Source organism: Pseudomonas sp. MN1F, assembly GCF_009391885.1.
Taxonomy (GTDB): domain Bacteria; phylum Pseudomonadota; class Gammaproteobacteria; order Pseudomonadales; family Pseudomonadaceae; genus Aquipseudomonas.
Map to the genome: position 1 here is coordinate 1 of NZ_VZII01000049.1, position 14,216 is coordinate 14,216.

General features: G+C 67.0%; 14 protein-coding genes. 1 reads left to right on the forward strand and 13 read right to left on the reverse strand.

Annotated features, from left to right (window positions below):
* Window positions 1-238: 238 nt before the first annotated feature.
* Genes F6X59_RS23195 through F6X59_RS23250 form a run of 12 tightly spaced genes read right to left on the reverse strand, consistent with a single transcriptional unit; the run spans window position 239 to window position 10,868 of the window.
* Complete coding sequence (locus F6X59_RS23195; protein WP_152958321.1) at window positions 239-898, reverse strand: type II secretion system protein GspN; 660 nt, start codon at window positions 896-898, stop codon at window positions 239-241.
* On the reverse strand, window positions 895-1,281 hold the full coding sequence (gene gspM, locus F6X59_RS23200) for a type II secretion system protein GspM (RefSeq protein WP_152958322.1): 387 nt from the start codon (window positions 1,279-1,281) through the stop codon (window positions 895-897). The genes F6X59_RS23195 and gspM overlap by 4 nt, the downstream gene beginning before the upstream one ends.
* A complete protein-coding gene (locus F6X59_RS23205) occupies window positions 1,278-2,354 on the reverse strand; it encodes a GspL/Epsl periplasmic domain-containing protein (protein ID WP_152958323.1) in 1,077 nt (358 codons plus the stop codon). The genes gspM and F6X59_RS23205 overlap by 4 nt, the downstream gene beginning before the upstream one ends.
* Window positions 2,351-2,941 carry a type II secretion system protein J gene (locus tag F6X59_RS23210; RefSeq protein ID WP_152958324.1) on the reverse strand — a complete coding sequence of 197 codons (591 nt, stop codon included), beginning with the start codon at window positions 2,939-2,941 and terminating at the stop codon, window positions 2,351-2,353. The genes F6X59_RS23205 and F6X59_RS23210 overlap by 4 nt, the downstream gene beginning before the upstream one ends.
* Window positions 2,938-3,306: a type II secretion system protein GspI gene (locus tag F6X59_RS23215; RefSeq protein ID WP_152958325.1), complete on the reverse strand. Its 369-nt coding sequence runs from the start codon at window positions 3,304-3,306 to the stop codon at window positions 2,938-2,940. The genes F6X59_RS23210 and F6X59_RS23215 overlap by 4 nt, the downstream gene beginning before the upstream one ends.
* Window positions 3,303-3,740: a type II secretion system minor pseudopilin GspH gene (gene gspH / locus F6X59_RS23220; RefSeq protein WP_152958326.1), complete on the reverse strand. Its 438-nt coding sequence runs from the start codon at window positions 3,738-3,740 to the stop codon at window positions 3,303-3,305. Before gspH ends, F6X59_RS23215 begins: the two co-directional genes overlap by 4 nt.
* Window positions 3,741-3,743: 3 nt before the next feature.
* Window positions 3,744-4,178 carry a type II secretion system major pseudopilin GspG gene (gspG, locus tag F6X59_RS23225; RefSeq protein ID WP_060485699.1) on the reverse strand — a complete coding sequence of 145 codons (435 nt, stop codon included), beginning with the start codon at window positions 4,176-4,178 and terminating at the stop codon, window positions 3,744-3,746.
* A 17-nt stretch (window positions 4,179-4,195) separates the two neighbouring features.
* Window positions 4,196-5,398, reverse strand: a complete 1,203-nt coding sequence (gspF, locus tag F6X59_RS23230; protein ID WP_152958327.1) for a type II secretion system inner membrane protein GspF — start codon at window positions 5,396-5,398, stop codon at window positions 4,196-4,198.
* 3 nt (window positions 5,399-5,401) lie between these two features.
* Window positions 5,402-6,850, reverse strand: coding sequence for a GspE/PulE family protein (locus tag F6X59_RS23235; protein WP_152958360.1), 1,449 nt, complete (start codon window positions 6,848-6,850; stop codon window positions 5,402-5,404).
* Window positions 6,850-8,802 carry a type II secretion system secretin GspD gene (gspD, locus tag F6X59_RS23240; RefSeq protein ID WP_256669405.1) on the reverse strand — a complete coding sequence of 651 codons (1,953 nt, stop codon included), beginning with the start codon at window positions 8,800-8,802 and terminating at the stop codon, window positions 6,850-6,852. The genes F6X59_RS23235 and gspD overlap by 1 nt, the downstream gene beginning before the upstream one ends.
* 3 nt (window positions 8,803-8,805) lie before the next feature.
* Entirely contained in the window at window positions 8,806-9,231 is a 426-nt protein-coding gene (locus F6X59_RS23245; protein WP_372240498.1) for a pilus assembly protein PilZ, read from the reverse strand.
* Window positions 9,228-10,868 carry a lipoprotein UxpA gene (locus tag F6X59_RS23250; protein ID WP_152958328.1) on the reverse strand — a complete coding sequence of 547 codons (1,641 nt, stop codon included), beginning with the start codon at window positions 10,866-10,868 and terminating at the stop codon, window positions 9,228-9,230. Before F6X59_RS23250 ends, F6X59_RS23245 begins: the two co-directional genes overlap by 4 nt.
* A 224-nt stretch (window positions 10,869-11,092) precedes the next feature.
* Here F6X59_RS23250 and F6X59_RS23255 point away from each other — a divergent pair, with 224 nt between their 5' ends.
* Entirely contained in the window at window positions 11,093-13,162 is a 2,070-nt protein-coding gene (locus F6X59_RS23255) for a PhoX family phosphatase (protein WP_152958329.1), read from the forward strand.
* Between the two features lie 40 nt (window positions 13,163-13,202).
* On the opposite strand, the gene gspK is transcribed toward F6X59_RS23255, so the two are convergent.
* Window positions 13,203-14,168, reverse strand: coding sequence for a type II secretion system minor pseudopilin GspK (gene gspK / locus F6X59_RS23260; RefSeq protein WP_152958330.1), 966 nt, complete (start codon window positions 14,166-14,168; stop codon window positions 13,203-13,205).
* Between the last annotated feature and the right edge of the window lie 48 nt (window positions 14,169-14,216).

The window sequence follows — 14,216 nt, forward strand, 5'->3', positions numbered from 1 at the left end:
TCATCAGGCCGACCTGGTGAAAATCAGGGCCTGCCTAACGGCAGGCCGTTACCGGCCCGCACACAAAAAATCTGACAGTCCCAAACAACGGTCGCGCGCGCCTGTCGCAGGCGTTACTGGCCCGAAACAAACGTAGGAGCGAGCAAAGCTCGCGATGCGCCGCGCGGGCGGCGCTCGATCTCATAGGCGCTGCACCTGTAATGGCGAACACATGGTAGCCCTGACCCAATCCCCCGCCCTACCAACGCACCTCCCGCTGCCCCGCCAGCGCCTGCGCGCCCAGCCACTGCGCGCCCCTCAGCAACGGCGTCAACGCTGACCCATTCTGCAAGTTGAACATCACTTGCGCCCTGCGCCTCTCCAGGTCCGCATCCAGCTTCAGTTCATGCTGCCCCTGCTGCACCAATTGCCCACGCAAGCGCCAGCCAGCAGAGCAATCCATCTCCACCCAGCCCTGCCCCAACCCCAGCGACCACGGCTCGCTCAAGGCCAGATCCGTCACGCCCACCCGCCCCTCGCTGCTTCTACACTGGCGCCCAGAACCCTGCATGCGCAACGCCCCTTGCCACTGCCCGGCCAGGCGGTAATCCGTCAGCGCCGTCGCCTGCGGGGCCAAAGCCGCCGCTTCCAGCCGCCAGCGCCAGGGCCAGCCTTCGGCGCGCACCTGCCAGGCCTGGCCCTGGAAACCGAGCTGCGCGTTGGCCTGCATGCGCCATGGCTGCAACGCCCAGCGCAGCGGCCCGACCGGCCCCAGTTGCTGTGCCTGGCCCTGCCACACGCTGCCGCTGACATCACGTGCCGGCAGGCCAACGCCGCGCACCACCCAGGCAGCTGGGAATTCGACCAGCAAGGTCAACGTGAATACCAACCCACACCACAGCAGCCCGCGACGGCTCATGGCTGCACCCCTACTTCGAAACGCAGGCCCTTGGCGTCCTGCTCCAGCCCCCAGTGCAATGGCTGCGCGCCTTCCGCACGCAGGCTCTGCAACCAGCCCTGCAATACGCGCTCATCCGCGACCAGTCCCCGCAACTGCCAGCTTTCGCCTTGCACCTCGACATCGCCCAGCTCGATCTGCCGCGACTGAGCTGACTGGCGCAGGCGCTCCAGGCTCACGCCCGGGCCACCCTGCATGCTTGCGGCCTGCACCGCCAACTCACGCCACTGGCTCAGCTCACGCCATTGCGCCAGGCCTTCGCGCACGGCCAGGAAGGCCAGCAGCAAGCCAATCAGCCCCCATGCAAACCACATCCGGTGACGCTGCATCCAGTCCCGGTTCATGAGGCAGCTCCCAGGTCGAACACCACCTGCCCGTCCTGCACCTGCACGGCAGCGCCGACAGCACTGGCCATCTCGGCCCACGGTGGCGCGGCGCCCGCGCCGTCCAGGCGCAGGTGCCAGCGCTGGCCATCGAAACGCACGGCCTGCAGCCGCCAGGCGGGATGCTCGCGCAGCCAGGCGTGCAGACGTGCCTGCAGGTCTTCGAGCTGACGCTCGCGCAGTTGCTGTTGCAGTTCGCTTTCCCGCAGACGCTTCAGGGCCTGTGCCGCATGCCGGGGGCTGGCCTGCTCGCCGGTCACCGCCAGCACCTGTGCACGCCAGGTTTGCACCTGGCGCCATTGCTGGGTCAGCCACAGGCCGCCCCATGCGCAGGCCAATACCAGGCACACCGCAAGCAGGCGCTGCTGTTGCCGTGACACGCCAGGCAGCAAGCGCGCCTGACGGGGTCGTTCGAGCAGACTGGGCAGATTGTCGAGCGGTGCCAACGCACTTGGCCAAGCGCCAGACACAACCCTCTGGGACAGACCCGACCAAGGTTGCTGGGGCAACTCGCCCAACGCAGCGGGCCAGGCCAACCAATGCTCAAGTCCGTCCTCGACCTGCCCTTTGCATAACGATAGCTCCGGTGTGCGCTGCCACTGCCAGGCATTACCCGGCTCAGGTGTCGGCAGCAGCTGGAACTCGGCCCAGGAGCATTCCACTTGCAGTCCCCATTCAGCACATTGCGCGCGCCACGGCATCAGCAACTGCCGCTCCACCGTCATCAGGCGCAGTTGCCCCGCGTGACGCGACAGGCAGGCGCACAAGATCTCGTCCGTTGTCTGCAGCAAGCGGTCTTCCAGCAACAGCGGCCACTCATCGCGCTTCAAGCCCGGCGGCGCCGCCAGTTGAAACTGGCTGCAGCATTCCCCGGGGACGATCAGCGCCACCCGTGCCAGCAAGTTCGCAGGTGGCTCGCCCTGCCCTTGGCGTTGGGCGCCATCCGCCTCGACCAGCAGCCAGTCCCAGACCTCGCCCGGGCGCAACAACAGCCACGGTCGCGCTGTCGCAGATTTGCGCCATTCAAACTTCATGAGCGCCCCCAGGGCAGAACAAAGGTGCAGACATACGGTGCTCCATCACGCTGCAATTCCAGGCGCACGCCACGGCCGGGGTGCGCGGGTTGGTCGGAGGGCCAGGGCAGCCAGCGGCCACCCTGGTGGTAAAGCACGTTGATCGTGCTGACCCGCAGCAGTTGCTCGCGCACTACCCAGCGCGGCTCGCTGGCGGCGTACAGCTCGGCCGAGCTTTCCAGCAGCAGGCGTTGCTCACGCACATCGAAGCGCAGGCGCTGGCGTTGCAGGCGCGAACCGCCCTCGGCCTCGGGCAGGGCGGCGGCGGCCACCCACAGCAACTGCTGGCGGTCGGCCTGCCAGTCGAGCCAGCGACTGGCCAGAGGCAGGCGCTGTTCATACAGGCGGCGCAGCACCGGGCTGTCGAAACGCCGCTCCAGGGCCAGGCAGAACTCCAGCACGCCGGTTTGCTGGGAGTTCACCTGCAGCCGCTCGCGCACCTTGAGCCAGCCATTGACCAGCGCCGACAGCATCACCCCGAGCAGCGCGGTCAGGGCCATGGCCACCATCAGCTCGATCAGGGTCAAACCTGCCTGGCGCCGCTTCATGGCTGCTCCAGAAAAACGGTGTACTGGCCCAGCGGCAGGCGTTGGTCACGGTCGGCAAACAACTGCAATTCGCCACGGCGCAAGTTGCGCACTCCGGTGCGGCGCAGCTGCATTTGCCAATGGCAGGCCTGGCCGCCCTGGCTGAGCACGCCATCGACCTGGTTGCTGGCCGGCCAGTACTGCTCGACGGTGAAGCGCGCCTGCAGTTCGCGAGCACACAGCACGCCCAGACGATGCTGCTGCACGTTGTCCTGCACCGCCACGCGCTGGCGCAACACCTGGCTGGTGATGACCGCCAGCACCGCGGCTATCGCCAGGGCCACGGTCACTTCCAGCAAGGTGAACCCGCGCTGCCTGCGTTTCATCGCGCCATCGCCACGCGTAGCTGGCCGTCGTGGCCCCAGTCCCAACGCTGGCTGCCGTTGGCCCAGCGCCAGCTCACCGAGCCCGGTTGCGCCCAGCCCTGCGGGGTGAACAGCACACGCGGCTGGGCGCTGGCCGGCCAGTCCGGGCGCAGGCCTTTTGGCCAGTCAGCCGGGGCGCCTGCCTCGACCACCCAGCCATCGCCTTCACGGCGCACGAACTCTGGCCGCAGGCCAGTCCAGCGCAACCCACGCAATTGCCCGGCATGCCGGGCGAGCGCTGCCTGAGTGCGGGTTTCTGTGGCCAGCCGTTGCAGCGCCTGATCGACGCTGGCCTTGCCGCTGTCGAGCCAGGCCACCGCCATGCCGGTCATGAGCCCGGCGATGGCCAGTACCACGAGCAATTCGAGCAGGCTGAAGCCGCGCTGGCCATGCATGATCTAGAGGGCCCAGTTGCCCAGGTCGGCATCCTGGCCTTCGCCACCGGGTACACCATCGGCCCCCAGCGAATACACATCGACCCGCCCATGCTCACCGGGCATGCGGTACTGGTACGGGGTGCCCCATGGGTCTTCCGGCAGGCGGCGCACATAGCCGTCGCTGCGCCAGCTGCGTGGCAGCGGTTCCTGGGTCGGTTTCTTCACCAGCGCGGCCAGGCCCTGTTCGTTGCTGGGGAAGCGCAGGTTGTCCAGGCGGTACATGTCCAGCGCCTGTTCAAGGGTCGCCAGGTCGGCCATGACCTTTTGCTTCATGGCCTTGTCCTGGTTGCCCAGCACGCTGGGCGCGACCACGGCGATCAGCAGGCCGATGATGAAGATCACCACCATGATTTCCATCAGGGTGAAGCCGCGCTGGCGGTTGCGTCGATGCTGCATGGAAGTGCTCCTTGGGTTCACAGTTGCAGGCCCTGGTTGAGTTGCATGATCGGTAACAGCACCGCCAGCACGATGAACAGCACCACGGCGCCCATCACCAGGATCATCAGGGGTTCGAAAAGCGCCATGGCGGTGTCCACCTGGCGGGCGAAGCCACGTTCCTGGTCGTCGGCCACGCGTTCGAGCATGTCGGCCAGGGTGCCGCTGGCCTCGCCGCTGCCGACCATGTTCACCAGCAACGGCGGGAACTGCTGGCTGGCATCCAGGGCGCGGTGCAGGCTGGTGCCGCCCTGCACGTGCTGGCGCACCTGCTCCATGGCCAGGCGGATGCGCCGGTTGCCGACGGTCTCGGTGGCCACCTGCAGGGCTTCGAGCAGGGCCACGCCGCTGCTACAGAGGATTGCCAGGCTGCGCGCCAGACGGGCGCTTTCGAGCACCTGTAGCAGCATGCCGATACGCGGCAGGCGCAGCAGCAGTTCATCGCGGCGCAGGCACCAGTGCGGCTTGCGCAACAGCCAGCTGGCCAGCACGCCGGACACCAGCGCCAACCCCAACAGCCAGGGGCCGGCCTGCACCAGGCCTTGGCTCAGGCCGATCAGCAATGAGGTGATCAGCGGCAGGCTTTGGCCCGCGTGGGCGAACTGTTCGGTGAGCTTGGGCACGACGAAAGTCATCAGGCCAACCACCACTGCCAGCGATACCCCCATCAGCACGCAGGGGTAGATCAGCGCCGTGCGCGCCTTGTGCTGCTGGCGTTGCACCTGTTCGAGGTGATCGGCCAGGCGGGTCAGCACCTGGGCCAGGCGCCCAGAGCGCTCGCCGGCCTCGACCAGGGCGCAGTACAAACCGGTGAATGGCGCCCCTTGCCGGGCGAGGCTGCGGGCCAGTCCGAGGCCTTCGGCGAGTGAACCGCGCAGGGCCACCAGCACGCCCTGCAGGGCCGGTTCGCGCAGTTGCCGTTCCAGCGTGGCCAGGGCATCGACCAGCGGGATGCCCGCGCCGGTCAGGGTCGCCAGCTGGCGGGTCAGCTCGCACAGCTGCGCACGGCTCAGGCGCTGACGGCGCGGTTGGCGGCTGCCGGCTTCATGGCGCTGCAGTTGGCGCGGAAACAGGCCCTGCTCGCGCAGCAACTGGCGGGCATGGCGTTCGCTGTCGGCCTGCAGGCTGGCCTTGTGGGTCTTGCCGGCAAGGTCGACGGCCTGGTAGCGGAAGGTCGGCATCGGTCAGCCCTGCACCACGCGCAGCACCTCGGCGAGGCTGGTATCGCCGCGGGCCAGGCAATCGCTGGCCATCGCCACCAGGCTCTGCCGGCGCTTGGCCAGGTAACCCTGCATGGCCAGTTCGCTGGCGCCGTCGTACAGCAGGCCGACCAGGCCGGCGTCCAGTTCGATGAACTCGTAAAGCCCCAGCCGCCCGACATAACCACTGCCCTGGCAATGCTCGCAGCCGACCGCGTGATAGCTGCTGTGCAGCGCCGCCAGCTCCGGCCAAAGGGCACGTTCGGCCGGTTGCAATGGCTGCGCGACGGCGCATTGGCAAAGCCGCCTGACCAGGCGCTGGGCCAACACGCCGCGCAGGCACGAGGCGATCAGGAACGGTTCGATGCCCATGTCGCGCAAGCGCGTGACGGCGCCCACAGCGCTGTTGGTGTGCAGCGTCGACAACACCAGGTGGCCAGTGAGGCTGGCTTGCACAGCGATCTGCGCGGTCTCCTGGTCGCGGATTTCACCGAGCATGATCACGTCCGGGTCCTGGCGCAGGATGGCGCGCAGGCCGCTGGCGAAGGTCAGCCCGGCGCGTGGGTTGATGGCGGTCTGGCCGATGCCGGCAATGGCGTATTCGACCGGGTCTTCAACGGTGAGGATGTTGCGGCTGCCGTCGTTGAGGCTGTTGAGGCTGGCGTACAGCGTGGTGGTCTTGCCCGAACCGGTCGGGCCGGTGGACAGGACGATGCCATTGGGCCGCGCCAGGCAGCTGCGCAAGCCCTGCAGCACGGCGGCGGGCATGCCCAGGTTGGCCAGCGCCAGCAGGCTGGCCTGCTTGTCTAGCACCCGCATCACCACGCGCTCGCCATGAATACCGGGCAACGTCGACACTCGCACGTCGACTTCCCGGCCGGCCGCGCGCAAGGTGATGCGGCCATCCTGGGGCTGGCGCTTTTCGGCGATGTCCAGCCGTGCCATGACCTTGATCCGCGACACCAGCATCGCCGACAGCGCCCGCGGCGGGCGCAGCACCTCACGCAAGTGGCCGTCGACGCGCAGGCGCACCACCAGGCTCTGCTCGAAGGTTTCGATATGGATGTCCGAGGCACGCAGGCGCAGCGCCTGGCCGAACAGGCCGTTGATCAGGCGGATCACCGGGGCTTCGTCGTCGCTTTCGAGCAGGTCTTCGATGCGCGGCATTTCGCTCATCAGGCTGTCCAGGTCGACCTGTTCGCCAATGCCTTCGATCAGCGCTTCGGTCGCGCCCGCGCCCGCCTCATAAAGCTGGCCAAGGCGCTCATCGAACGCCGCAGGCTCCAGGTATTCCAGCGCCATGGGCCGGCCATGCACGCGCAGCAGTTCCTGCAGCTGGTCGCTGTCGGCGTCGCGGCGCAGCCACAGACGCCAGCCTTGCTCGGCCGGGGCCATGGCCAGCCCGGCCTGGCGGGCCAGGCGATACGGCAGCATCACCAGTTACCGCCTTCGAGGCGTGCGCGGCTGGCAGGGAACACCTGCAACAACGGGGTCCCCTCGGCCAGGTCGGGCAGCTGCAGCGGCGTGGTCTGCTGCAGGGTGCGGTACTTGCTTTCACTGAGGCTCGCCAGGCTCGGCCCGTCGCGCAAGATGCGTGGGCGGATGAACACCATCAGGTTCTGCTTGGTGTTCTTGCTGGCGTCGGAACGGAACAGCCGGCCCAGGTAGGGAATATCACCGAGCAACGGCACACGCTGGTCACTGGTGCTGAGCTCGTCACTGATCAGGCCACCGAGGATGACCAGGCCATTGTCCTCGACCATGACCTTGGTCTTGATCTCGCGCTTGTTGGTGATCACGTCGCTGGCGGCGCGGGAGTCGGCAATCGACGACACTTCCTGGACGATGTCCAGGCGCACGCTGTTGTCGACGTTGATCTGCGGCTTGATGCGCAGCTTCACGCCGACTTCCTTGCGCTCGATGGTCTGGTAGGGGTTGGTGTTGTTCTGGGTCACCGAGCCGGTCACGAAAGGCACCTCCTGGCCAACCAGGATCGACGCCTCGGCATTGTCCAGGGTCAGCAGGGTTGGCGTCGACAGCAGGTTGAAGCCGCTCTTGCCCTTGAGTGCGTTGATCAGCATGGCGAAGTTGAAACCGCCGCCAATGTGGCCAAAGCCAACCGTGGCGCCGGTGGTGGACGACAGCAGGTCGCCCAGTGCCTCGTTGTCGCCACTGGCGGCAGCACCGGCAATGTTGGCGATGTTCACCCCGTTGCTGCCGAAGTTGACGATGCCGGCGCCGAACTTCTCGTCGGCGAACAACCACTGCACGCCGAGCTCCTGGGCCTGGATATCGGACACCTCGGCGATGATCGCCTCGACCACCACCTGGGCACGGCGGATATCCAGCTGCTCGACGATCGAGCGGTAGGCCGCCAGTTCGCTGTCGGGGCCAACCATGACCACGGCGTTGGTGCCCTCTTCGTATTCCAGGCGGATGCCGGAGTCGCTGGCGGCCGCCATCACCGGCCGGTCCTTGCCCTCCCCTTCGCCCGCCACTTCGCCGGGCACCGCGCCTTCCTGGCTGAGGCCGCGCAGCACCTTGACCACTTCTGCGGCATTGGCGTGGCGCAGGTACATGACCTGGGTGTTGCTGTTGTGCTGGTTGTCGCTGGGGCGGTCGAGCTGGCCGAGCAATGCCCGCACCCGCTCGGTGCTGCCACGGACCAGCAAGGCATTGCTGCGCGGGTCGGCGACCACCTGGGTGCTGTCGGCGCCCTGTTCGCGGGCCAGCAGGCGGGTGAGCAGCTGCGCGGTGTCGGCAGCGCTGGCATGGCGCAACGGCATGACCTGCAGCGGCTCGTCGCTGACCTGGTCGAGCTGGCGCAGCAGGCTGTCGATGCGTTGCAGGTTGCTGCGCCAGTCGGTGATCACCAGCAGGTTGGCCGCCGGGTACGGCGTAATCACCCCGACGCGAGGATCGATCAGCGGCTTGAGGATGCCGAGCATCTGCTCGCTGGCGGCATTGCGCACATTGAACACCCGCGTGGCCACACTGTCGCTGCCTTCGCCTTGTTTGCCCGCAGGCTCGACCGGCACCGGCTCCAGGCGCGCGGCCTGGTCGGGGACGATCTTCACGCTGCCGTTGGGCAGGTCGACAGCGGCATAACCCTGGGCGCGCAGCTGGGCAAGAAAGATGTCGTAGATGGCATCGGCGTCGTGGCGGTCGACAGTGCGCACGGTGACCTTGCCCTTGACCCGCGGGTCGACGATAAAGGTTGTGCCGGTGATGCGCGACACGCTGTCGATGAACTCGACCAGCTCGGTGTCGACGAAGTTCACTTCGTACAGTGGCGTGCCGCTGTCATCGAAGGTTTCCGGCTCTTCTGCCCAGGCGAGTGAGAGGCCCAGGCTCAAGGCTGCGGCCACGCAGTATCTGGCAAACATCATTCATCCTTGCCGTTTGAAGCCGGTCACGGCTGGGCGTGGCGGCCAGGGCAGGCGTTCACGCCGCCCCTGGTTGTCGAAAATCAGGCCATCGGCGTCGATGTCCTGCAATACGATGCCCGGCGCCAGGCGCTGACCACGACCGAGGGTGCGGACCTGCTGGCCGTAGCGCAGCACCACCACGCTGGCCGACAACGGCTGGGCCTTGAGGCCGCCGAGGTACTGCAACGGCAGGCGGGTGATGGCGATCGAGCCGTCATCGGCCGCTGGATGCCAGTGACCGATCAGCAGGCCAGGTAGCGGTGTGGCGGCGAGTTGCGCCGGGCTGGCCGGTTGCGGCTGGCGCCCCAGTTGCAATACGCACTGGGCGGCCAGCCAGCCGGCCAGGGTCAGCAGGCCGCCGGACATCAGGCGCGAAGCGAGGCTCACGAAACGACCTGCCGCGGGTGCCAGCCTGGGTGGCCCTGCACGTAGCGCACCTCGGGCAGTTGCAACGACGCCAGCTGCCAATCGGCCGTCTGCCGCGCCAGCCAAGCCTCGACCCGCTGCCACAGCGGCTCGCCCGCCCGGGTTTCGAATTGCAGGCCGAAGGTACGGCACAGGCCCTGCACCGGGTCGATACCGCTGATGCGCTTGCCTTGCGGGCTGTAACTGACGCGCCAGGCCTGGCCCTGCCAGCGCGGCAGGTCCTGGCTGTTGTCGAGCAGCAGTGGGTCACCGAACAGTTGCTCGGCTGCGTTCTCCAGCACTTGCTCGACTTGCCGGGCCGGGGCCTCGACGACGGGCGCCGGGTAGCCACCGGTCAGGCTGATCAGGTGCTCGCGGGTAATCGCTTCGCCTGCCGCCAGAGGGTAGTCGTAGCGCAGGCCCGGCAGCAGCACCGGCAGGCTGCTGTCATCGGCCAAGGCCTGGTGCAGCAGGCGGTCCCAGCTGCCGCCGCGGGTATCCCGGCGCCACAGGGCCTGCGGCGCACGCGCCAGTGGCTGGTCGAGCCACGCCGCGTGGCCGGCACGTTGCTGGCGCAGTTCACTGTGCAACTGGCTGGCGCGCATCTGCGCAGCAGGCGACAAGTAGCGTTCAAAAGCCGGAAAGAACTGCCCGTCGAACTGCCATTGCCCAGCGACCTGCTGGCAACGCAGGCGGAATGCGCCACTGCCGCGGCAACCGGCAAACAGCACCGGCACCCGACGGCCACTGGCCTGGGTGGCCTGAACCGGTGCCGGCCACAAGTCCTGGCCACGGGCACAGAGCAGCACATCGACGTCAGGCAGTCTTTCGGCCAGCCACAGGCCCGGCCCGCTGCCGACATCGGCCATCGCCACGACCAGGTCGGCTTCGCGCCGCGCCTGCTCGAAAGTCGGCAGCAATGACTGGTACCACTGTTTAAGGGAGGCCTTCTGGTCCTGGGCGTAAGGGTCGGTGACACCGACCACGGCGATGCGCGCACCGCCGCGCTCGAAGCGATGCAGGGGCTCAAGGTTCAGCGACTTGCGTTGATCGTTCGCAAGCCCGGCTCCGAGGGTGATCGCGGAGGATTGGCGATAAAGTGCCGCGCTGCGCTGGGGCCAGAGCACACGCTCATCGCTGCTGACCCGTGCTTCGCTGCCCAGCAACTGGCTGCCCTGCACGCCGCTTTCGCCTTGGGTGAGGTAGGCCAGGCCGCTGCCGTTCCAGCCCTGGCCGTTCTCCAGGGTCAGGCTGTTGCCCGCCCCGGCTTCGCTCCGCAGTTGCTCCAGCAGCGCACCCAGTACGGCGTAGCCGCCCAGCTTAGCGCCTGCCGCCTGGCTGGCATCGAGCAACGCTGCCAGCTGCGGGTGTGCCAGGCTGGCACTGGTACCGGTCATCCACGGTGCCCGCCCCAGGTGGCTGACCGGGCCCAGGCGCGTGGCCGGCACTACCGGCAAACCGGGCTGGCGCGCATCGAGGGTGTCGGCAACGTACAGCAGATCCACACTGGCGCTGCCGCCACGTTGGCCTGGCAATGCAGAGCAGGCGCCGAGCAGCGGTGCCAGCGCACCGACACCCATCCAGCTGATCAATTCGCGCCTGTTTACACTGCTTGCCATCGGGCCCGCCATCCTTATCCGAGTTCTCGTTGGGCCCCGGATGTTGCGGCGTAGGCATGACAATTTAATGTCAAAAATCCGACAATCATTCCAAATCGATCTGTCGGTATTTGTAATAAGAACTTACAGTTTTAAAAAGCCGTTAATATTTCTGCCAATGAATCATCACAGTAGCGCCCTAAAGTCGCGGTTTCCTCCCACTCAGCCACTATAAGGACACCCTGATGAGTCGAGATACCGGCGATAACCTGGACCGCAACCAGAGCGGCAACCTGCCGATGGCCAGCGTCATGGACGCTTACCTGAGCCGTCGCAGCGTGATGCGCGGCAGCCTGGGCGCCGCCATCGCCATGATTGCCGGTACCGGCCTGACCGGCTGCTTCGACAGCAGCGGCGGCTCCGATGATGATCCGGCACCGCAACCGCCGGTAACCGACCCGACTGAACCGGAAGTCCCGAAACTGGCCCTGGGCTTCCAGTCCATCGCCGGTTCGCGCACCGATGCCTGCGTCGTCGCGGCCGGTTACAGCGCTTATGTACTGGCGCCCTGGGGCACGCCACTGAACAGCAACGCCAACCCGTGGAAATCGGACGGCAGCAACACCTCGACCGACCAGGCCAATGCCATGGGCATGCACCATGACGGCATGCACTTCTTCCCGATCAACGGCAGCTCCGACGACGGCCTGCTGGCGATCAACTTCGAGTACATCGACACCGCGGCCCTGCACCCCAACGGCCCGACTACCGATGCCAGCGGCAAGCGCCCGGCCGAAGAAGTGCGCAAGGAGATCAACGCCCACGGTGCTGGCGTGGTGCGCCTGCAGAAGGTCAACGGCCGCTGGCAGGTGGTCGACAACGACCCGCTCAACCGCCGCTTCACTACCGCTTCGCGCATGGAACTGACCGGGCCGCTGCGTGGCACCGACCACGTCAAGACCAAGTACTCGATCGACGGCACCCACTGCCGTGGCACCAACAACAACTGCGGCAATGGCTACACCCCGTGGGGCACCTACCTGACCTGCGAAGAGAACTGGCCGGGCATTTTCGTCAACAAGGGCACCCGCCCGGAAGACCAGCGCCGCATCGGCGTGGGCACCTCCAGTGGCCAGTACAAGTGGGAAAGCGCTGCCGGTGACAGCAGCGAAGTAGCCGATGAGTTCGCCCGCTTCGACGTCACCGTCAAGGGTGCCAGCGCCACCGACGACTACCGCAACGAAGCCAGCACCTATGGCTACATCGTCGAGATCGACCCTTACAACAGCAGCACCCTGGCCACCAAGCGCACCGCCCTGGGCCGCTTCCGCCACGAAGGTTGCTGCCCGGGCCTGCCGGTGGTGGGCAAGCCGCTGGTCTGGTACATGGGCGACGACTCGAACAACGAGTACCTGTACAAGTGGGTTTCCACAGCCGTATGGGATGCCGCCGACGCCAACCCGGCCGACCGCCTGGCCACCGGGGCCAAGTACCTGGACCAAGGCAAGCTGTACGTCGCCCGCTTCAATGCCGACGGCACCGGCGTGTGGCTGCTGCTCGACGTGAACACCGCCACCTCCGCTGGCAGCACGCTCGGTGCGCTGTACGGTGACCTCGCTGGCATCATCCTCAACACCCGGGGTGCTGGCGATGCCGTGGGCGCCACGCCGATGGACCGCCCGGAGTGGACCGCCGTCAACCCGCTCAACGGCGACGCCTACCTGACCCTGACCAACAACAGCGCGCGCACCCCGGCAAAGGTCGATGCGGCCAACCCGCGTGGCCCTAACCGTCACGGCCACATCATCCGCTGGCACGACAGCGACGACCAACTGAGCTTCACCTGGGACATCTTCGTGTTCGGTGCCAACGCCGCCGGTACGGCCGACATCAACCGTTCGGGCCTGACCGAACTCAACCAGTTCGCCAGCCCCGACGGCATGAGCTTCGATAGCCGGGGCGTGCTGTGGTTCGAGACCGACAACGGTGAGACCACGCTCACCGACTACACCAACGACCAGCTGCTGGCGGTGATCCCCACCGACCTGGTAGATGCCAGTGGCAAGCAGGTGCCGATCAATGCTCAGAACCAGACGGCCCTGCGCCGCTTCTTCGTCGGCCCGAACGGCTGCGAGGTGACGGGCATCAGCTTCACGCCGGACAACAAGACGTTGTTCATCAACATCCAGCACCCGGATAACTGGCCGTATACCGACAAGGCGACCGATGCGACTCCGGCAGGGGCCAAGGTCAGGCCGCGGGCTACGACGGTGGTGATCCAGCGAGATGATGGTGGCGAGATCGGTACTGCCTGATCGACCTGTGCACGGGGGCCGCTTTGCGGCCTCCAGCAGGCTACCAGGCTAATGGTTCCCTACTCCTGACTCTCACCTGCTGCGCCGGCACCCGTGCATGCCACTGCACCACACCCAACGCCTCCACCTGAAACTCGCTGCGCATCACCCTGCCCTGCTCTTCGAACGACAGCTGCAACAGGTAATGCCCACTGTTAAGCAGCAACCCCTCGCTCAACCGTTCGAACGTCTCGTCATCCACCGCCCCCAACGCCTGGCGCAACGCCGAGGCATCTTCATACCCCGTCGCCGGCCGGCCGCTGATGATGCGGCTGAGCAATGAACGCGGATACCCCCCCTCATACAACGCATCGAGCAACGGCAGGTGCTCCAGCCCAAGGGCATTGGCATTCAGGCGCCAGCCAGTGGTCTGCGGCAAGGCGCACAGCATCGGGTAACGCCGTTGCCGGGAAGCGTCCGGTTCCAGCAGCAGGTTCAGCTCGCTGGTATCGAGCATCGGCTGGTTGGCCGCCAGGCGCGGGGGCTGCTGGCGCAGGTACTGGGCGCTTTCGGCGCCTTGCAGGCGGGCATCGCTGTCACTGTCGAGCCAGTCGGCCAAGGCATCGACCAGTCGTGCGGCGGCCATGTCGTCACCCAGCAGGCGCTTGAGTTGGCGCTCGGCACGCTGGCCATCGGCCCCCAGCAGCGCATTCACGTTGAAGCAGGTGTGCTGGTCCCGCACCCGCAATTGCGCCTGCCCGGCGCCGAAATCGTACTTCAGCGGTTGCCCGCGCAGCGCCTGCCAGAACAACGGGCTGAGCCGCCAGGCAGGGTCACGCAGGGCCTGCTCGGCATAGGCCAGGCCGGCCTGCTCCATGGCGCGTACCTGCACCCGCTGGCGCAACAGCTGCACTTCATCCACCTGACGGCGGCCATCCTCCACCAGCCAGGCCATGCCTGCGGCGAGCATGGCCAGCACCACCATCACCATCAGCAGTGCCGCCCCCTGCTGTCGCTTGCCGTACATCCGTGCGCATCCTTTTCATCGATGAGGGCGCCAGTCAACACGCGGGTT

What these genes read in the sequence shown, in the direction of transcription:
- F6X59_RS23210 (WP_152958324.1), bottom strand. Translation starts at nt 2,941, where the DNA reads ATGAAGCGGCGCCAGGCAGGTTTGACCCTGATCGAGCTGATGGTGGCC.
- gspD (WP_256669405.1), bottom strand. Translation starts at nt 8,802, where the DNA reads ATGTTTGCCAGATACTGCGTGGCCGCAGCCTTGAGCCTGGGCCTCTCA.
- gspG (WP_060485699.1), bottom strand. Translation starts at nt 4,178, where the DNA reads ATGCAGCATCGACGCAACCGCCAGCGCGGCTTCACCCTGATGGAAATC.
- gspH (WP_152958326.1), bottom strand. Translation starts at nt 3,740, where the DNA reads ATGCATGGCCAGCGCGGCTTCAGCCTGCTCGAATTGCTCGTGGTACTG.
- gspK (WP_152958330.1), bottom strand. Translation starts at nt 14,168, where the DNA reads ATGTACGGCAAGCGACAGCAGGGGGCGGCACTGCTGATGGTGATGGTG.
- F6X59_RS23205 (WP_152958323.1), bottom strand. Translation starts at nt 2,354, where the DNA reads ATGAAGTTTGAATGGCGCAAATCTGCGACAGCGCGACCGTGGCTGTTG.
- F6X59_RS23195 (WP_152958321.1), bottom strand. Translation starts at nt 898, where the DNA reads ATGAGCCGTCGCGGGCTGCTGTGGTGTGGGTTGGTATTCACGTTGACC.
- F6X59_RS23215 (WP_152958325.1), bottom strand. Translation starts at nt 3,306, where the DNA reads ATGAAACGCAGGCAGCGCGGGTTCACCTTGCTGGAAGTGACCGTGGCC.
- F6X59_RS23255 (WP_152958329.1), top strand. Translation starts at nt 11,093, where the DNA reads ATGAGTCGAGATACCGGCGATAACCTGGACCGCAACCAGAGCGGCAAC.
- F6X59_RS23250 (WP_152958328.1), bottom strand. Translation starts at nt 10,868, where the DNA reads ATGGCAAGCAGTGTAAACAGGCGCGAATTGATCAGCTGGATGGGTGTC.
- F6X59_RS23235 (WP_152958360.1), bottom strand. Translation starts at nt 6,850, where the DNA reads ATGCTGCCGTATCGCCTGGCCCGCCAGGCCGGGCTGGCCATGGCCCCG.
- gspM (WP_152958322.1), bottom strand. Translation starts at nt 1,281, where the DNA reads ATGAACCGGGACTGGATGCAGCGTCACCGGATGTGGTTTGCATGGGGG.
- gspF (WP_152958327.1), bottom strand. Translation starts at nt 5,398, where the DNA reads ATGCCGACCTTCCGCTACCAGGCCGTCGACCTTGCCGGCAAGACCCAC.